Source organism: Bacteroidota bacterium (assembly GCA_016706255.1).
In the GTDB taxonomy this organism is placed as follows: Bacteria; Bacteroidota; Bacteroidia; order Chitinophagales; family BACL12; genus UBA7236.
In genome coordinates this window covers 646,464-664,993 of record JADJJZ010000003.1, presented here as the reverse complement: position 1 = coordinate 664,993, position 18,530 = coordinate 646,464, and the positions used below count along the sequence as shown (strand labels likewise).

15 protein-coding genes and 3 pseudogenes are annotated in these 18,530 nt (G+C 37.3%); 6 read left to right on the top strand and 12 right to left on the bottom strand.

The features are described from left to right. Positions 1–1,049: 1,049 nt before the first annotated feature. The 6 genes and pseudogenes from IPI65_04630 to IPI65_04605 form a co-directional block, all read right to left on the bottom strand. Positions 1,050–1,397, bottom strand: coding sequence for a T9SS type A sorting domain-containing protein (locus IPI65_04630; GenBank protein ID MBK7440824.1), 348 nt, complete (start codon positions 1,395–1,397; stop codon positions 1,050–1,052). Further along, positions 1,361–1,681 carry a hypothetical protein gene (locus tag IPI65_04625; protein ID MBK7440823.1) on the bottom strand — a complete coding sequence of 107 codons (321 nt, stop codon included), beginning with the start codon at positions 1,679–1,681 and terminating at the stop codon, positions 1,361–1,363. Before IPI65_04625 ends, IPI65_04630 begins: the two co-directional genes overlap by 37 nt. Further along, positions 1,663–1,839, bottom strand: a pseudogene (locus IPI65_04620) (putative metal-binding motif-containing protein). Before IPI65_04620 ends, IPI65_04625 begins: the two are co-directional and overlap by 19 nt. A gap of 145 nt (positions 1,840–1,984) precedes the next feature. Beyond that, the gene (locus IPI65_04615; GenBank protein ID MBK7440822.1) at positions 1,985–2,362 is read right to left on the bottom strand and encodes a putative metal-binding motif-containing protein; all 378 of its coding nucleotides are present in this window, start codon (positions 2,360–2,362) and stop codon (positions 1,985–1,987) included. An 8-nt stretch (positions 2,363–2,370) separates the two neighbouring features. Next, positions 2,371–3,087, bottom strand: a complete 717-nt coding sequence (locus IPI65_04610; protein MBK7440821.1) for a hypothetical protein — start codon at positions 3,085–3,087, stop codon at positions 2,371–2,373. 322 nt (positions 3,088–3,409) lie between these two features. Next, on the bottom strand, positions 3,410–3,556 hold the full coding sequence (locus IPI65_04605; GenBank protein ID MBK7440820.1) for a hypothetical protein: 147 nt from the start codon (positions 3,554–3,556) through the stop codon (positions 3,410–3,412). Between the two features lie 200 nt (positions 3,557–3,756). Between IPI65_04605 and IPI65_04600 the strand changes: the two are divergent. From IPI65_04600 to IPI65_04590, 3 genes and pseudogenes are all read left to right on the top strand, one after another. Further along, positions 3,757–4,085: pseudogene (locus tag IPI65_04600) on the top strand (winged helix-turn-helix transcriptional regulator). A 42-nt stretch (positions 4,086–4,127) separates the two neighbouring features. Then, a pseudogene (locus tag IPI65_04595) lies at positions 4,128–4,672 on the top strand (arsenate reductase ArsC). 145 nt (positions 4,673–4,817) lie between these two features. After that, a complete protein-coding gene (locus tag IPI65_04590) occupies positions 4,818–5,213 on the top strand; it encodes a flavin reductase (GenBank protein ID MBK7440819.1) in 396 nt (131 codons plus the stop codon). Positions 5,214–5,328: 115 nt separating this feature from the next. Here IPI65_04590 and IPI65_04585 read toward each other — a convergent pair whose 3' ends face one another. After that, positions 5,329–5,802 carry an outer membrane beta-barrel protein gene (locus IPI65_04585; GenBank protein MBK7440818.1) on the bottom strand — a complete coding sequence of 158 codons (474 nt, stop codon included), beginning with the start codon at positions 5,800–5,802 and terminating at the stop codon, positions 5,329–5,331. 472 nt (positions 5,803–6,274) lie between these two features. Between IPI65_04585 and IPI65_04580 the strand changes: the two genes are divergently transcribed. Further along, on the top strand, positions 6,275–7,483 hold the full coding sequence (locus IPI65_04580; protein MBK7440817.1) for a T9SS type A sorting domain-containing protein: 1,209 nt from the start codon (positions 6,275–6,277) through the stop codon (positions 7,481–7,483). Between the two features lie 259 nt (positions 7,484–7,742). Here IPI65_04580 and IPI65_04575 read toward each other — a convergent pair whose 3' ends face one another. Then, positions 7,743–8,786 (bottom strand): tryptophan 2,3-dioxygenase, encoded by a 1,044-nt coding sequence (locus IPI65_04575; GenBank protein ID MBK7440816.1) that lies wholly within the window; start codon positions 8,784–8,786, stop codon positions 7,743–7,745. A 676-nt stretch (positions 8,787–9,462) separates the two neighbouring features. On the opposite strand from IPI65_04575, the gene IPI65_04570 reads away from it, so the two are divergent. After that, positions 9,463–11,895, top strand: a complete 2,433-nt coding sequence (locus IPI65_04570) for a DNA translocase FtsK 4TM domain-containing protein (protein MBK7440815.1) — start codon at positions 9,463–9,465, stop codon at positions 11,893–11,895. A 58-nt stretch (positions 11,896–11,953) separates the two neighbouring features. Beyond that, complete coding sequence (locus IPI65_04565) at positions 11,954–12,604, top strand: outer membrane lipoprotein carrier protein LolA (protein MBK7440814.1); 651 nt, start codon at positions 11,954–11,956, stop codon at positions 12,602–12,604. A gap of 96 nt (positions 12,605–12,700) precedes the next feature. Here IPI65_04565 and IPI65_04560 read toward each other — a convergent pair whose 3' ends face one another. The 4 genes from IPI65_04560 to IPI65_04545 form a co-directional block, all read right to left on the bottom strand. Continuing rightward, a complete protein-coding gene (locus IPI65_04560) occupies positions 12,701–15,511 on the bottom strand; it encodes a gliding motility-associated C-terminal domain-containing protein (GenBank protein MBK7440813.1) in 2,811 nt (936 codons plus the stop codon). A 253-nt stretch (positions 15,512–15,764) separates the two neighbouring features. After that, on the bottom strand, positions 15,765–16,160 hold the full coding sequence (locus tag IPI65_04555; GenBank protein ID MBK7440812.1) for a hypothetical protein: 396 nt from the start codon (positions 16,158–16,160) through the stop codon (positions 15,765–15,767). Between the two features lie 52 nt (positions 16,161–16,212). Further along, positions 16,213–16,689 carry a hypothetical protein gene (locus IPI65_04550; protein ID MBK7440811.1) on the bottom strand — a complete coding sequence of 159 codons (477 nt, stop codon included), beginning with the start codon at positions 16,687–16,689 and terminating at the stop codon, positions 16,213–16,215. Positions 16,690–16,831: 142 nt separating this feature from the next. Continuing rightward, positions 16,832–18,529, bottom strand: coding sequence for a peptidoglycan DD-metalloendopeptidase family protein (locus IPI65_04545; protein ID MBK7440810.1), 1,698 nt, complete (start codon positions 18,527–18,529; stop codon positions 16,832–16,834). Position 18,530 lies beyond the last annotated feature (1 nt).

The following is an 18,530-nucleotide window of genomic DNA, read 5'->3' as shown; positions in this document are numbered from 1 at the left end:
TGATGAGGGATGAGTGATGAGAGATGAGTGATTAAAATCAAATTAATCTCATTATTTAACAGCCATAACCGCGGAGTCGCGAAGGCCACTAAGGAACGCTAAGTAGATTGTAAAATAATCTTTGCGTTTTTTAGTGGCTTTTTTTATTTAAATAATGTCAATTTAGAAAAAGAAAAGTCATAAACTTAATTCAATCTTTTCGATAAACCACTCAGTATTAATTTAATTCCACCTTTAACAGCCGAAACCACAAAGTGCACGGAGGAAACAGCCCACAAAGAACACAAAGAATTTTTCGAAAAAATTTAATTATACAATTTATTGAAAATTAATCACAATAAATAACAATTTTAGCCGAAATTCTCCGTGACCTTTGTGTGTATTTCCTCTGTGTTGCTCCGTGGTTTCGGCTGTTTAAATAATGTCAATTTTAGAAAAAAGTAAAAGTCATAAACTTAATTCAATCTTTTCGATAAACCACTCAGTATTAATTTAATTCCACCTTTAACAGCCGAAACCACAAAGTGCACGGAGGAAACAGCCCACAAAGAACACAAAGAATTTTTCGAAAAAATTTAATTATACAATTTATTGAAAATTAATCACAATAAATAACAATTTTAGCCGAAATTCTCCGTGACCTTTGTGTGTATTTCCTCTGTGTTGCTCCGTGGTCTCGGCTGTTTAAATAATGTCAATTTTAGAAAAAAGAAAAAGTCATAAACCTAATTCAATCTTTTCGATAAACCACTCAGTATTAATTTAATTCCACCTTAACAGCCGAAACCACAAAAGTGCACGGAGGAAACAGCCCACAAAGAACACAAAGAATTTTTCGAAAAAATTTAATTATACAATTTATTGAAAATTAATCACAATAAATAACAATTTTAGCCGAAATTCTCCGTGACCTTTGTGTATTTCCTCTGTGTTGCTCCGTGGTTTCGGCTGTTTAAATAATGTCAATTTTAGAAAAAAATAAAAGTCATAAACTTAATTCAATCTTTACGATAAACCACTCATTACTCATCGTTCATCACTCATTTCCATCATTGTTTCACAAATATTTGCTGAAAGATTTCTGTTTCGCTTAACAATTGCAAATAATAAATGCCTGCAGGTAAATTTGCCACATCTACCGTTTCGTTTTGCCAGTTATTTATTATTTGAACAATTTCACCTGCGCTGTTAATTATTTTTAAATCAGCAATATCAATATTTTCGGCAACGATATTTAATTTATCGGAAGTTGGATTTGGGTAAATGGAAATATTATTTGATGTCAACCCCTCTCCTTCTTTACACGTAACCAACACTGCAATAGCATTCGATAATTTAAAACATCCGGTGGCGGTTTTTGTCACGCGACATTTATAATTACCCGTTGTTGTAGCCACATAAGTTGTTCCTGTTGCGCCTGGAATAGCTGCCGCACCTTTAAACCATTGATAGGTGCATCCACCGAAGGTGTTTCTGTTAAAGTAACATTTCCACCTGGACAAAATGTTGTTGGTCCGCCTGCAGATATTATTGCTTTTGGATTTTTATTTACGGTAACCGTAATTATTGAAGAAGTATTTGTATCACAATCGGAGTAAGCCATACAAGTATAATTTCCCGTGGCATTAACCAATAATGATGCACTTGTTGCACCGGCGATATTTACACCATTCTTTTCCATTGCAATGCATCGCCATTATGTGTAGCAGTTATTGTAACATTGCTGCCCTGACAAATTGTTGTTGGACCTGAAGCGGAAATTGTAACTGTTACATTTAAACCTTCATCAATATTTCCATCACAATTATCATCAATATTATTACATAATTCTGTTGCGCCAGGTTAATTAAATTATTAGCATCATTGCAATCACCATTAGCTTCCACATAACCAGCAATACCCTCACAAAATAATTCGAAATCTGTTGGGTCACCGTATGAATCTCCATCATTGTCTGCATAAAATGTGATGAGTAAACCTTCGTCTACCGATCCGCATAATTATCATCAACCCCATTACATATTTCAGTAGCACCGGGATAAATAGCAGGATTTGCATCATAACAATCGCCAATAATATCTGCATAACCTTCGGGTGCGGAGCATGCCAATATTGTAATTTCTGGAACGCCGAAACCATCACCGTCTGAATCACCATAAAAAATACTTTTCACGCCTTCATCAATTAATCCGTCGCAATCATCATCAAGTGTATTACAAACTTCGGTTGTTGCTTCACAGGTTGTCATTTTTACTAACCAAAAATCAAAATCACCATTATTATTTTCTGTTTTATCGCCACCAATTCCGCTATTTGATTTACCACCAACAACATAATCACCATCTACATATACTTGCATCATAACCAAAATCATATCCTGTTGCCTGAATGGTTTCCTGCCCAACAATAGTTCGGATAAATTTGTTTCGAGCATCCAATAATTGGCGGTTGCATCTCCGGCTTCTGTTTATCACCACCAATTCCGGAATAAGAATAGCCGAATAAAAAATATTTATTTTCTGCTACATTAGGTACAATTTTAAATAAATAATCATCGGATGTTCCGCCAATGGTATTTTGCCAAAGGATATTTCCAGATGTATTGAGTTTCAAAATCCAATAATCATAAATACCAATTAATGCTTCTGTTTTATCGCCGGAAATTCCGGAACCGCTATAACCGCCAATAATGATACCTCCATCAATTGCCGGTACAACACTATTAGGCATGTCTGCATTATTTCCACCTATCGAATTTTGCCATAATACACCACCTGCTGCACTGAGTTTTAACACCCAAAAATCATAATTCCCTAAATTGGCTTCGGTTTTATCTCCGGTTGCACCACTTAATGAATATCCCAGCACAATACTGGTACCGTCAGGGTTACAATAAACAGATTTTGGATTATCAGTACTATTTCCACCAATGGTATTTTGCCATACAATATTGCCAACACTATCTATTTTTACTATCCAATAATCGCTTGAAGCATTATAGGGATTTTCAGATTTATCCCCGGAGATGCCAGAGAAGGAATAACCTGGCAAGTATAAATCCACCATCATAAGTTTTAGCAATTTCATTGAGATTATCTGAACTATTCCCACCGATTGTATTTTGCCAAACAATATTTCCTGTTGCATCGATTTTAATTATCCAGTAGTCGGAAACACCAATTAGCGCTTCTGTTTTAACTCCCGTTGCTCCCGATTGACTTGAGCCACCTAATAAAAATCCGCCATCGTCGGTTTCTACAATGGAATATAAATAATCTTCACTGGAACCACCGTATGCTTTTTGCCATTCGATTGCACCGGCATCATTGTATTTAATTACCCAATAATCTGTAGCCCCGTATGATGCAACTGTTTTATTCCCACTGATTCCTGAGGTGGAAAATCCCCGTTATAACACCGCCGTCAGAAGTTCCCAATGCAGCATAAATTTCATCTGCTCCGCTCCCACCGAATTGGATTGCCAGTCGATATTAATTTGAGCAAATAAGGTGAAGCAAAATACGAGATTCAGAAAGAGGAGCGTAATTTTTTTCATGTGTGTTTGGTTTAAATAAAGCGGTTTTAATAATCAAATATAGGCTTTCGGTTGTAAAAATAAAATGCGGAGGGGTTCTAAATGATAAGTGAAGGCGATTTTAAATAACTGCAAATACATCATCACTTAATTCGATTGAAACGGTTTCTAATGATGGTGATTTTGTTTATTCGCATATTCTATCGTAATATTGCGATATTATGGGACTAACTAAAGCAGAGGAATTTTCGGTAAAGACAACCGTATTGCCAATTTCGCCAAGGCTTTGGCGCATCCGGCAAGGGTAGCCATTTTACGGATCCTGTTAAAAAAAGAAAGTTGTTATTGCGGTGATATCGTAGAAGAACTGCCCCTTTCGCAAAGCACTGTTTCTCAGCATTTGAAGGAATTGAAAGAAGCCGGAATCATTAAAGGCGAAATTGAAGGTGCTAAAATTTGTTATTGTATTGATTCAGCAGTCTGGGAGCAAATGCAAATGGTATTAGGCAATTTATTAACCCGGCCGGTAGCAGATAATGACTGTTGCTGATTAAATTTATATTATCGTTATATTACGATTAAATCAAATTATATGCAAAAACCACGTGTATTATTTTTATGTATTCATAATTCGGCCAGAAGCCAGATGGCAGAAGCGTATTTAAAACGTTTTGGGGAAACATGTTTGAAGTGGAGAGTGCCGGTTTGGAGCCGGGTGTTTTGAACCCTTTGGCAATTGCAGTAATGGCTGAGGAGGGCATGGATATTTCGAAAAACCCGACTAAAGATGTGTTTAGTTTACATGAACAGGGCAAATCGTTTAATTATGTAATCACAGTATGTGATGCAAAAAATTCGGAGCGTTGTCCGGTATTTCCCGGAATGCACAGCAAACTGGCCTGGGATTTTGAAGACCCTTCAGGATTAGGTGGCACTTATGAAGAGAAGCTGGCTAAAACAAGAATGATTCGCGATATTATTAAAAATGCAGTATTGGCATTTGTAGATAAATATGGTTTGAAGAAGATAAATACAATGATTAATTCGCTTCGTTCAAAACTGGTTGTATTAATTGCAGGAATTTTTGTTGCTGCGATAAGTTGCTTTTTATTTGTCCGCCGGTTCATTAATTCATGATACCCTACCCTACATTTTAAGTGTTTTCGGTTGGGCTGTTTTATTTATCGTATTTATTATCGATAAAAAAACGGTGGCGCAAATTTCGAGCCATGACCCGGAACGTGATGTTTGAACATTCAATTAATCCGCTTGTTGCAATAATATGCGCCGCCCCTGGAATATTGTAGATCAGCCTGTTTACAGTCTAGCAACTTATGCGGATGGTCATTTTAATATGAATATCTGCACTTATGTAACTGCAGTAAGTATGTCGCCGAAAATGTATGCCGTTGCTGTTTATCATAACACTAAAACTTTGTTTAATCTGCAAAATACCGATACAGCAGTATTACAATTATTAAGCACTGAGCAAATTAAACTAGTAAATATTTTAGGTAAAAATCGGGGAATAATTACAATAAGGAAAATTACCTGCACAAGAAAAATTAATTACAACTTGGCAAGACTATCCTGTTTTAGAAAATGTTGCGGCTTTATTATTACTAAACAAAAAACAGTTATTCCAAGTGGTGATCATGAATTGTTTTGTTTGATGTAGTTAAGTTTACAACGTTACAGGAAACAGATATTTTGACTTTTTCGAAACTAATAAATTCGGGTATTATTTTATAATAATATCCGCATTTTAGTAAATGAACAGCAACAACAATTATTTAAAATTTTAATCCGAGGTTTACGAAAGCGTAATGTGCTTTACCGTTATAATTATCAGAAAAAACATTACTTAAACCGAAGTTGTATCCTGCATCTAAACTAAATAACAATAAATCAAATCCGGCACCAACGGTTCCGTCTATACGAACTTTAGCAAAGTCTTCGGGCGCAAATGATAAATCATTAACCGGAACGTTTAAAATAAGTGATACATCCGGCCCTGCATATACACGCACATTTATTAAACGATCCGCTACGGGTATCAAATTGAAACCTGCATAAATCGGGAAATTCAGCATATGCCATCTCACTTCATCTGCATTGTAAATATCGTTTGAATCGTTTATTGAAAAATAGCTTTGGGTGGTAACATATTCGAGACCGAACTGACCATATAAAATATTTCCTGAGCGCACATATGCACCTAATTGAAATCCGGTTCTTGATTCGGAAGAAATGGATGGTGATTCCATCGTTACATTTGAATAGTTCAAACCTCCATAAAACCGGCGTTACTTTGACTGAATGCATGCAAATTCAATAGAATTGCGCTGCATATAAATAATATTTTTTTCATTTGACAAGGTTTTAGTGAGCATTCATATTATGTAGTCGAAAAATTGAACCAAACTTAAAATTATGTTAATATATACTCCTGAAATGCTTATTATAAAAGGCTTTCAGCGAATGCGCCGGGTTGGATTTCTATGATGCGATTTATTTATTTATTGTGGAATTTTCCCTCAATATGCTGATTAAACAGCTTATTGATGTACCAATGTGAAAATGTACCGATGTACCAATTAAACAGCCGGATTTTGTGTACGCTATACATTCCAAGTTTGATCACAACCCAAAATATTGCGCAGCAATCCCATTAGCTAATTTGCTAATTGCCAAATTTGCTAATTAAACCCTTATCTTTATGTAATCGTATATACAATTATGAAAAACAGAATTATTTTATTCAGCCTTATGCTTGCTGCGATGTTTTCAGCTAACGCGCAGGTAACTATTATCGACAGTATTTTTACCGGCGGTATTTATCGCAATTATCGCTTGTATGTGCCGGCTGCATATTCGGAGGATACACCTGCGCCGCTGGTATTTAATTTACATGGTTATACTTCTGATGCATTTGGTCAGTCGGTATACGCCAATTTTAATCCGATAGCAGATACTGCTGGATTTTTAACTGTAATTCCGAATGGTACTTTCGATATTTTCGGCAAAAGATATTGGAATTGTTTTATCGCCCCGGGAACCGGTGTTGATGATGTGGCATTTTTAAGTGCTTTAATTGATAGTCTGGACGCCGAATATAATATTGATTTAAATCGTGTGTATTCCACCGGTATGAGTAATGGCGGATTTATGAGTCATACCCTTGCATGTGAATTAAGTAATCGTATTGCTGCTATTGCGAGTGTTGCGGGAAGTATTGATGAAGATAGAATGCCGTTTTGCGACCCGCAACATAATACACCTGTTATGCAAATTCATGGCAACGCAGATGGCACTGTACCTTATGATGGTGCTTTCGGATTTTTACCGGTTGACTCAGTTGTAAGTTATTGGGTAAAACAAAATCATTGTAACGAAGCACCAACATTTACAGCAATTCCGGATTTAGTGCCCTCTGATTTATGTACTGCTGAGCATTATGTATACAATGCATGTTATAAAGATATTAATGTTGAATTATTTAAAATTATTGATGGCGGTCATACATGGCCGGGAACTGCGGTTACATTTTTAGGGGTGACGAATTTAGATATTAATGCCTGCAGAGAAATATGGCGGTTTTTTAGTCAATATAGATTGGATGAATTAACCGGAATTGAAACAAATCCTTTATTAAAAAATGATATTAATATTTATCCGAATCCGTTTACTGAAAATATTTATTTGAATAGTGAGAAGGGATTAATTGATTCGTGGATGTTGTATGATGTGATGGGGAATTTAGTTGCGGAAGATGATGTAGAGGGGGATAATTTAATTACGATTACCGGTGGGGATTTACAGGCGGGATTGTATTATTTGTATGTGAATGGGGAAGTGGGGATGCAGGTGGTGAAGATGGGAGCCCCCCCCGGGGGGGGGGGGGGGGGGACCCCGCGGGGGGGCGGTTTTGGTGATGAACCTGCTTAGAGACCGCGGAACCCGCAGGCGGGTCGCTGATTTGGGTGGATTTAAACTGATTTTTTTTGGATGATGTGTGATGATACTCGCTGATTTTTTTTGGTGGATGTGTTTTTGAAAGGAACTGCCAGGCAGGCACAGATTTAACGGATTGAACGGGTAAAAAAAACGGATTTTTATAGGGTAGAATAATGTGAGTAAATCGTATTTGTAGGGGCGAATTGCATCCGCCCTTACAAATACGATTTACGATTGATGTGATAAATTATTAAAATTTAAATCCGAGTCGGGCTTTTAGTTCGGGGGATAATTCGGGGAGTTTGTTGCGTTGGATTAAATAGCTGCTGAGGAATGCGAAATCTTTAAAAATATAATGTTTGTTGAGTGCACCTTGCAAATAATCTTTGCCTGAACTTCCACCGGTGCCAACACGGGAGCCAATCATGCGGTGAACCATGTTGATGTGACGGAAACGCCAAGTGGCCATTTGTTCGTCGATATCCAATAAATTTTGCATGAGCTGAAATGGCATTTGTAAAATCGGATTGCCACGATACAATGAAATAAATAATGCATTACGCATTGCCTCACTGCTTAAATTAGTATACTCACTTTTATTTTCGCTTAAAAATATTTTTTCAAACGTTTCGATATTCTGTTTTTCACCTTCAACTAATGTTGATGCATAGGCTTTCAGATAATCATTCCAAAATGCATGATAACCGGAATCGTTTGTGTTTGGTGTATGATAATTCGCCCATAAATTATGGTCGTTAAAAAATGGCATACGTTTTAACCAATCGTCAATTAACTCGAGAAATGTTTTTTGTGATTCTACTTCTTTTACAAATTGTACATATTCCGGTTTCAGCATACTTAAATAATATTGCTGACCGTGACGTTCATCGAATTTTAAACCGAGTTTAGCTTCCAGCATTTTAAATTGCCAGCTTTGAAATCCGGATGCAGGACGCAAAAAATCTCTGAATTCATGAAAGTCGAGGGGAGTCATAGTTTCAAGAATATCAATTTGCTGCACTAATAATTTTAATATCGTGATAACTCTTGATGTACGATGAACAATGGTTTGTAATTCTGCGGAATTATCGTTGACTGCATCTTTACGCATGATGGTTAATGCAGAATCTACTTCAAAATGAATTTGTTTGAACCAGAGTTCGTATGCCTGATGAATAATGATAAATAACATTTCATCGTGGGCATGGGCATTTTCTTTATCGCTTTCGAGGGATTGTGCGTTTAGTATTTTTTCGAGCTGGAGGTATTCGGTATATTCGACTGGTTGACGCATTAGTTTTAAATTTTTTCAAAAATACAATGTTTGAGTGGAATTCCGGGGTGAAAGGAATAGGCACATTTTAAAGGGAACGCTGAACCCGGCTAGCGGGTCGCGGATTTTGGATGATTTTAGCTGATTTTTTTATATGATGTGGGGTGATACTCGCTGACTTTTTTGTGGGGTGTGTTGAAGAGGAACCTGCCACGGCAGGCAGGCGCGAACCCGGCGGGGCGGGTCGCAGATTTTGGCAGATTTTAGCTGATTTTTTTTATGGTGTGTGATGATACTCGCTGATTTTTTGTGGGAGGTGGTGTAGAGTAACCTGCCCCGGCAGGCAGGCACGGATTAAACGGATTAAGCGGGTTGGGACGGATTAATTTTTCGATTAAGTGATTAGCATGGCGCGTTAGGGATAGAAACGGAAACCCGTTTGTCCGCCTCGGCAAAGGAGTTGGAGTGGATAGCCCGACCTGGAGTAGGGTTTTTTATTAATAAATTGTAGGGATAGCTGTTAATTAGAATCAGCGTTTGGAATGCCCTGCTTAATTTTCTGCTTTTAAAAAAACACTACGAAAGGGGACGCCCAAAATCTTAGACAACCACATATTGGTTTGGGGTAAAAATGCGTTTCCATGTGTCGAGAGGTTATATACCTTTACCTTCGACAAAGTGTATAGATTATTATAGGATGGCAGAATCGAAAAAAGCAACAAAAAAATCGAAAAAGGGCAGTCTCGCGTTTTTAAAAGACGAAAGGTTTAAAAAAACCACGGGCGTGATGCTGATATTGGGTAGTTTCTTTATTGGAATTGCTTTTGCAAGTTATTTGCTTACGTGGAAACAGGATCAGAGTTTAATTTGGGAACATCCCTGGAAGCAGGTGTTTAACAGCAGCATTGCCGTTCAAAATCATTTAGGTAATTTAGGTGCAGTGGTAAGTCACCAGTTTTTTTATTGCTGGTTTGGTATTGCGAGTTTCTTTTTTGTGATTTGGTTTTTTACCATTGGCGTAAATAGTTTTTTTAATAAACGCGTATTTAATAATATCACGATAATTGGTCAGGGTGCCGTAATTATGATATGGCTCAGCACCATGCTGGGATTTATTTTTTATACTGCACAGTTCCCTTACGGAGGTGCATTTGGAAAAGGAACTGCATTTTATTTAGAAAGTACTTTCGGGAAAATCGGCGCCATTTTAATGCTTACGGCGGCGATGATTATTTACATGATTATTTTTACAAAAGTAGATTTTAGTTTTTTGATGAATCTCTTCAACAGAAAACCGAAACCTGAAAATGCTGATACAGAGCCACTTTCAGAGGATGATACTTTAGTTGCTGCTGCAGTTAATCCGGTAAATGTAATAAAAGAAAATATTATTGTTCCGCCTGTATATACTTCGAATGAAGAAATAAAAGAGCCCATTATTATGGAGCTGAAAAAGGTGGAGCCGGTTGCTGAAAAACAAACTCCCGTTACTTTAGAAATGGATGAACCACTTACAACTGTTGTTGCAGGTGAAGAGGAACCGCTAATGGAAGAGCAGGACAATTTAGCATTGGATATTGAAGAACCGCATGAAGAAATTGTAGAGATGGAAAACATGCACTACAATTTTGATCCGATTTTAGATTTACCAAATTATAAATATCCAACCCTAGAACTACTGGAAGAATATAATAGCGAAACCGTTTCAATTAATACGGAAGAATTAGAGCGCAATAAAGATCAGATTATTGCCACCTTAAATAATTATAATATTCAGATTTCGAAAATAAAAGCGACCATCGGCCCAACGGTAACATTATATGAAATTATTCCTGCTGCCGGTGTACGTATCTCGAAAATAAAAAATCTGGAAGATGATATTGCATTAAGTTTAGCTGCCTTGGGTATTCGTATTATTGCGCCGATTCCGGGTAAAGGAACAATTGGTATAGAAGTACCGAACGTAAATAAAGAAACGGTTTCGATGCGGAGTCAAATTGCCAGCGACAAGTTTCAACACGCTAAAATGGATTTACCTGTTTGTTTGGGCAAAACCATTTCGAGCGAAAATTATATCGCCGATTTAACCCGCATGCCGCACTTACTAATGGCCGGAGCAACCGGTCAGGGGAAATCGGTGGGTATTAATGCTTTGCTGATTTCGCTATTGTATAAAAAACATCCTTCCCAGCTCAAATTTGTAATGGTGGATCCGAAAAAGGTGGAATTGAGCTTGTTTTCGGTGATAGAAAAACATTTTTTGGCGAAATTGCCGGGTGAGGAAGATGCGATTATTACTGATACAAGAAAAGTGGTTGCTACCCTGAATGCCTTATGTATTGAGATGGACACGCGTTATGAGCTGCTGAAAAATGCGCAGGTGCGTAACATTAAAGAGTATAATGCCAAGTTTGTAAAACGGAAGTTGAATCCGAAAGAAGGGCATATGTTTTTACCTTATATCGTGCTGGTGATTGATGAGTTTGCCGACTTGATTATGACAGCAGGTAAAGAGGTGGAAATGCCGATTGCGCGTATTGCCCAGCTGGCGCGTGCTGTGGGTTTACATTGCGTAATTGCAACACAAAGGCCATCGGTAAATATTATTACGGGAACAATTAAAGCCAATTTCCCGGCTCGTATAGCGTTTAAGGTAGCCAGTAAGGTAGATAGCAGGACCATCCTGGACAGTAGTGGTGCCGAGCAGTTGGTGGGTAGAGGTGATATGTTGCTGGCGATAGGCAGCGATGTAGTTCGCTTACAGTGTCCTTTTGTGGATACACCGGAGGTAGACAAGGTGGTGGATTTTATTGCCAATCAAAAGGGTTATCCCGAGGCTTTTATGCTGCCTGAGTTTGTTGATGAGCAGGCGCAGAAGGAAAAAGCGGAGATTTTGGAGGGTGACAGAGACCCACTTTTTGAGGAGGCTGCAAAAATTATTGTTCAACATCAGCAAGGTTCCACGTCGCTAATTCAGCGCCGCCTTAAGCTGGGATACAACAGGGCCGGGCGTTTGATGGATCAGTTGGAGGCAGCAGGTGTGGTTGGACCCAATGCCGGAAGTAAGGCCAGAGAAGTTTTATACGGCGATTTAACAGAGTTGGAACAGTATTTGCAAAATCTTGATTGATTTTAATCAAACTATTCATTTACAAGTTAATTTTGCAACGAAATTCAAACTACGAGTCATGAAAAAACTATTATCAGGGGTGTTTGTTCTCTTTATTACTGCCAACACTGTTTTTGGACAAACATCTGATGCCAATGCAGTTAAACTGTTAAAGGCGGTAAGCCAGAAATACAGTGCTTACAAAACCATGCAGATGGACATTTCCCTCACCATTGAAAACCAGGATGCCAAAAGCAAAGAAACTAAAACCGGCAAAGTAAGCAGCAAAGGCAATATGTTTAAAGCTGATATGGGCAACCAAATGATTATTTCAGATGGCAAAACACTTTGGACTTATTTAAAAGATGTAAATGAAGTGCAGATAAATAATTTTGAGCAGGGTCAGGATATCATGACACCAAATGATATTTTTAAAATTGCTGAAAAAGATTATCTCGCTTACATGGGTGAAAAGTTAACTGAAAACGGAAAAACAATTCAGGTAATTGAGCTTACACCAAAAAATAAAAATTTAAGTTTCAGTAAAATTAAAATGTATATCGACATTAGTGACAATACTGTTAAACGTGGTGTTGTTTACGATAAAAATGCGATTCATTATACTTATACAATTTCCAATTTTAAATTCAATATGGAATTATCGGATAGCACTTTTAAATTTGATAAAAGTAAATATCCCGGTGTTGAAGTAATTGATTTAAGAGAGTAATCATTTTCCCGGAAAGAAAATAATCAACCCTCCTGGCAGCTTGTTGCGGCTAAGAGGGTTGTTTTATTTTAAGGAAAATTAGTTTGTATTTTAATATTACCTGATGAGTGTAATATTTCCCTGATATTTGGTTGTGATGCCATTGTGAAAAGTGAGCTCAACGATGTAAGCATACACACCCTGATTCACAACTTCACCATTGTAAGTTCCATCCCACCCTTCATTTTCTGCTTCAGCATTCATATTTTCTTTTATAAAAATCATACTTCCCCAGCGGTCGTAAATGCGCATACTTTTAATAGAAACTAAATTATATCCATAAGCAAAAAAGTAGTCGTTAAAATTATCACCATTTGGAGTAAAGGTGTTGGGAATAAATGTCGCATTTCCCGGATTTGGTAATACCTCGATATAAACATCATCGGAAGCAACACATCCATTTACATTATAAGATGTGATGGTATATAAAATACTTTCCAGCGGATAAGCAGGCGTTTCAGGACATGTTGCGCAAATGAGCTGAGTTGGTGGTGTCCACGTATAATCGCCGCCGGCTTCGCTGTATAATGTTGCTTGTTCACCGGCGAATACAGTAGTATCTCCCCATGCTACAGCGGTATTTTGATCAACACTTATAGATACAGATGCAGTAGCAAAACAGCCGTTGGCATCGGTGTAATCGTATGTAATAATATATGGACCACCAACACCTGCAGTGGACGGAATAAAATCAGTTCCTGTTATACCAGTACCTGAATAAATACCACCTGCAGGAAATGCAGTCAGTGGAATTACAGCGTCTTCCAAACAAACAATATCATCAATTGTAAATGTGATTATTGGGTTGGGATTTACAGTTAAGTTTGTTGTAATAATGGAGTCGCAACCTGCGGCAGTTGTATAAGAAGAAGTATATGTTCCGGATGCATTTACAACTACTCCACTTGGTAAAGTATAAGATTCACCTTCACAGATTGCTTCATTAAATACAGGATTATAAACAGGGTCAACAATTAATGTTGTTGTAATAATTGAATCACAGGAATATTCGCTTAATAAATTTGAATTATAAATACCTGCTGCACCGGTTACAGTTCCATCAGGTAATGTATAAGTTTCGCCAGCACAAATATTTACAGTTTCACTAATAGCATAAACGGGAAACACCATTAAATGTGTAATAATATTTGAATCGCAACCATCAACAGTTGGCAATGTAATATTATAGGTACCCATTGTTGTAGTTGTAGTTCCATCAGGTAAGGTATAAGTTTCACCTGAACAAATTCCGGTATTTACCACATTTGAATAAACCGGATTTACATCCAGGATAGTTGTAATTGCAGAATCGCAACCTGCTGCAGTTGGAAATAATTGCACATACGCGCCGGGTGTTGTTGCATTTGTGCCATCGGGTAAAACATAAACTTCGCCATTACAAATAGAGGCATTAACTGTAGTTGCATAGGCATCATTTACAATTAAATTCGTTGTAATTATAGAATCGCAACCAGCCGGTGTAATAAAATTATTTATATAAGTGCCCCCAACAGTTACAACCGTACCATCCGGTAATGTATATGATATTCCTTCACAAATTTCTGCATCCACAATTAAATCATAAGCAGGATTTATCGTAATGATATCAGTATGTACATCATTACCGCAATATAAACTTGTTACTGTATTTGTAACGGTATAAGTTCCCGGAGTGGAGGCACTGATATCAATAGTACCGGTTGCTGCATTTAAAACCAATCCGGCCGGAGCAGCTGTGTAAGTACCCGCAATTCCGCCTAATAAATAAGAAGGTGTAGGGTCTGAATCAGTGCTGCAATAAGGTCCGCCTAAATAGGTGAAATTTGCTTTTGGTTCATCACCAATTATCATGGTAAATGCGGCGGGGATACAATCGATAACAGCACCATTCGTAATAATATATGTTCCTGCAGCGGAAGCACTTAAATCTACTTCCCCGGTTTCGGGATCGATTATCATTCCGACAGGAGTTGCAGTAAAAGTTCCGGTATCGGCACCCGGCTCAAAAATCGGGAATGGATCGGGGTCTGTTTTACAATAAATTGAATCGGGGTAGGTAAAAGTTGAAGCAATTACACCTTCGAAATTATAGAGATAAGATAAAATATTTTGCCTTACGTTACGCGCTTGAGTAAAAGGTGAATGCCATCCGGTAACCGTCATCCCGCCAAAAATACAAACACCTGCTCCCCAGCGTTTTTCGGCTGCGGCATAAAAACCGGAAAATGAATCTTCAATTAATGGCATTAAACATGGGCCGGTAACTTTAGCGTGGGTATAGGAAGTGCCTGTCCAGCTTAAGCCTGTTGGGGTATAAGGTCCGGCAAAAATTGGATGTAAAGGATCAGAAGCATCAACATTGCTGGCATAAGCTCCTGGCGTATAATCAAGTAAAACACCACCAAATCCAAAATTGATATCAGCACCTTCATTGGGGGCCGCGTTTAAAAAGAGGCTTCCACCGGCATATACCCAATTTTCGATTGCAGTAATATTTGCGGTCAGAAATGTTTTGAGTTCAATAGCATGGTCATCTCCACCTTCCAGAAAAACGAATTTCGAATCGGGTCCAAATGCATCAGTAACGTCAACTGTGGTAAAGTAACCGGAGTTCCATCCGCCGACACCAAACACATTATCCATTTCGGTGATATTGGTATTTAAAACCGGGCACCAGGTCCATGGTTCAGGAGGGGTGCGACGGATATACCAGGCCTCAGTTTGGGCAAATGTGGAGTAGGCAGATAAAAGAATAACGGTAAAAAGGGCAGCCTTTTTAAATGTGTGCATATTTGGTTTGTTCCTAAGGGTTTTTGCAAACGTGTATGCAGCATCTAAAGTAGTGTATATGAAACAGATAGGCAACATTTTAGCCCATTTTTTTCATTCCCTTAAGCGCTTAGGGTCGCGTTTTTGTAGGGTGTAAGCGGTTAATGGTTTGATAATTCTCATATATCCTCAAATTTATTCAGGGGATTATAGTGATGAATTTTAGCGACGAAAAAGTCTCAGTACGAATAAATCAGAAATAATTCCTCAGGTTTTAACCGCAGGTAAAAAAGGTGAAATAGTAAAATTTTCGTTTCGCTGCGATTTTATTCGCTTGCGTTTTTGTGGTATGTTAGCCTTTTACATAACCTGCTTTTTTCCAAACAGCGAGCGCTTTTTTTAACATGGCTAGGATTTCTTTTTTGTTCACCTGTTCGGTTTTTTTGAAGTTGAAACAGGTTTTCCCTTTCAGGCATTTCATTGCAATTGGCGCGACATCAATAAATAATTCGGGATGGCCGTAAATTGGGAAAACATAGAAGCTCACCATATCTTTCCGTATTACAGCAGAAGCAAAATACATTCCCGGAATAATTTTTTTTGTCGACCCATAAGGCACCGGCGTATTGCCAATAATTTCAAAAACATCTTTTTTATTTTTAGTAATAACTAAAGGCGGACATAAGGATGTCATTGCTTCAACTAGTGTATTAAATATGGTTTCAGCGGTTTGTGGTGATAAAGGCATAAGGTAAATTTATTTAAAAAAACTGTGGTTAGTAATTATTGCAAATAATTTTTTAATGAATAAACAACGTGTCTGTTTCTATTTCAAATTTCACAGCCGGCTGTTCCTCCTGGTGATAAATTCTTGTGTTACAAATCGTATAATTTAAAAGGCTTGAATTATCAAAATCCTCCAGAAAGTAAAAATTTACTATAAAATCCGAACTACAAAAATTAAAATAAAACCGATAATCCGGGAGGTCGTAAATACAACCGGTTAAAATGCCATTCGCAATCTTTAATTGCATTTTGGAAGAATCAAGGTTAAAAATGTTTATATAATCTATTAATGCCAATTGGGAAAGAGGAATGCTTACAACTGCTTCCCCTTTTTTTTGCATGAATATGGAATCGATTTTGATATTTACTTGTTGCTCAACATTATCTTGAGTTTGAATACTGGGTTCTGTTGTATTTGATTGATTATGGGTAACGGAGCATGAAAGCGCCACAAACAACAAGCATAATACAAGACAAACCTCTCGTTTCATAATATTATTAAATTCAAGAAAGAATAACTCCCTAACTACTAAAAAGATGTCTAATATAAGAAAATATTATTAGTCAAACCTTTTACCCATAAAAAAAACCGGAAACAAACGCTCCCGGTTTCTTTTTTACATAAACACCCTTTTATTGTATCACCAGTTGTTCGGTAACTGATTTACCCGATTGTTGTATCTCAACAAGATAAATGCCTTTTGGTAAATTACTGAGGTCAATTAATTCGGAAATATCATTTGTGTTGGAAAATGTTTGTGAGGTATAAATTATATTACCCAGCACATTTTGTATCACAATTTTTTTATCCCCCAAATCACTACAATTATAATTTACTGAAAAAATACCAAAGGTTGGATTCGGCGCAAGTACAAGTTCATTGGAATAAACCGTTTCCTCTTCCATTTCACGCAATCCGCCAACAGTACAATCATCAATTTGTGCATGAAATTTACTGTTTTGTGTTGCCTGAAATCCCACATTTAATTTGATATAGTTTTCTGCCTGATAAAACACATTGTTAGTGCTTACACCGGAAATTGTTGCATTACTGGCAATAAAATCACCGTTTATAAATCCTTTTACTCCCGTATGTGTTCCGGTTAATGTTGCTGCAGCAGGACAGTTTACGGTAAAATAATGATATGCCACTTCTCCGTTATAGGTTATACGGATTTTATAGGTACCTGTGCTAAAACCCGTTAACATATGTGTGAACAATACCACTTGCCCATATTGAAGTGAATATGGTGATGTATAACTCTGCGAATTTAAAACAGATCCTGCACTGTTAATGATATCCATATAAACAGGATAATCATCTTTAAGATCTCCAATTGCTGCCAGTATTAATAAATTGTCGGATGATGTAAAATGATTTACCAAATTTTCAATTTCAGTAGCTCCTGATTCATATTCAGCGCAAGATTGATAAATCGGTAAATTTAAATGTGTAGTTACACGTAAAACTTTGGTATCGGAATAAGGTATTTGGTTAATCCACTGACTTTCAGTTACGTCATCGTTGCAACCAGCTGCATCAAACCAAGGTTCAATATATGAACAAGCTTCGCATGGTCGCACTTCAAAATGTAAATGTGGTGCTGTCGAGTTGCCTGAGCTGCCCAATTTACCCAAAAACTGGCCTGCTTCTACATTATCACCAAGTTCAAGATTTGCAACGGTGCCGTTTTTCATGTGTGCATATACCGTAATACTGCTATCACTATGCAATAAAGCAATAAAATTGCCGTAATAACCGCCATTAAATGGTTCGTAATTAAATACATGTGGTGATTCGCAATTTCTATCTACAACATTACCATCGTATCTGTAAATTACTTCCCCGTCTGCGGCAGCAATAATATCGATACTTTCATCCTCCATCATTTGCCATGTAAAAGGATAAGGTAATATATCAGCTCCGTTGTGCTGATCATAATTACGAGCATTTTCATAAGTGTTACATTCCCAGTCTAACCGGTAATATTCGTCATGATTTAAATCGGCGAAATTGGATATGATAAAATAATCATTAACACCATCTATATCTTTATATTCGCTGGTCATTCGCAAAGGCCAGGAAAGTGGTACTGTGCCATCTGCAAGTTTTGCAGTATTGGTAAAATCCAATTTCCCCTCACTGCGCAACTTTACAATATTTTGATGTAGCAATGGTTTAATAAACTGCTGATAATTTTCTTCTGTAACACATTCAACTTGTTTTAGGCCATCATCAAGCGCAACAGCAGTTTGTCCCGACAGTTGGACTGTTCCGTAACATAAAACCATGGTTGCCATGATTTTTATATTCATTTTAAAATTTTTCATC

Coding starts and splice junctions, on each gene's coding strand:
- IPI65_04610 (MBK7440821.1), bottom strand. CDS start 3,087: ATGAAATTGCTAAAACTTATGATGGTGGATTTATACTTGCCAGGTTAT.
- IPI65_04545 (MBK7440810.1), bottom strand. CDS start 18,529: ATGAAAAATTTTAAAATGAATATAAAAATCATGGCAACCATGGTTTTA.
- IPI65_04590 (MBK7440819.1), top strand. CDS start 4,818: ATGCGCCGCCCCTGGAATATTGTAGATCAGCCTGTTTACAGTCTAGCA.
- IPI65_04575 (MBK7440816.1), bottom strand. CDS start 8,786: ATGCGTCAACCAGTCGAATATACCGAATACCTCCAGCTCGAAAAAATA.
- IPI65_04550 (MBK7440811.1), bottom strand. CDS start 16,689: ATGAAACGAGAGGTTTGTCTTGTATTATGCTTGTTGTTTGTGGCGCTT.
- IPI65_04555 (MBK7440812.1), bottom strand. CDS start 16,160: ATGCCTTTATCACCACAAACCGCTGAAACCATATTTAATACACTAGTT.
- IPI65_04585 (MBK7440818.1), bottom strand. CDS start 5,802: ATGGAATCACCATCCATTTCTTCCGAATCAAGAACCGGATTTCAATTA.
- IPI65_04615 (MBK7440822.1), bottom strand. CDS start 2,362: ATGATGCAAGTATATGTAGATGGTGATTATGTTGTTGGTGGTAAATCA.
- IPI65_04580 (MBK7440817.1), top strand. CDS start 6,275: ATGAAAAACAGAATTATTTTATTCAGCCTTATGCTTGCTGCGATGTTT.
- IPI65_04605 (MBK7440820.1), bottom strand. CDS start 3,556: ATGAAAAAAATTACGCTCCTCTTTCTGAATCTCGTATTTTGCTTCACC.
- IPI65_04625 (MBK7440823.1), bottom strand. CDS start 1,681: ATGGAAAAGAATGGTGTAAATATCGCCGGTGCAACAAGTGCATCATTA.
- IPI65_04560 (MBK7440813.1), bottom strand. CDS start 15,511: ATGTTGCCTATCTGTTTCATATACACTACTTTAGATGCTGCATACACG.
- IPI65_04565 (MBK7440814.1), top strand. CDS start 11,954: ATGAAAAAACTATTATCAGGGGTGTTTGTTCTCTTTATTACTGCCAAC.
- IPI65_04570 (MBK7440815.1), top strand. CDS start 9,463: ATGGCAGAATCGAAAAAAGCAACAAAAAAATCGAAAAAGGGCAGTCTC.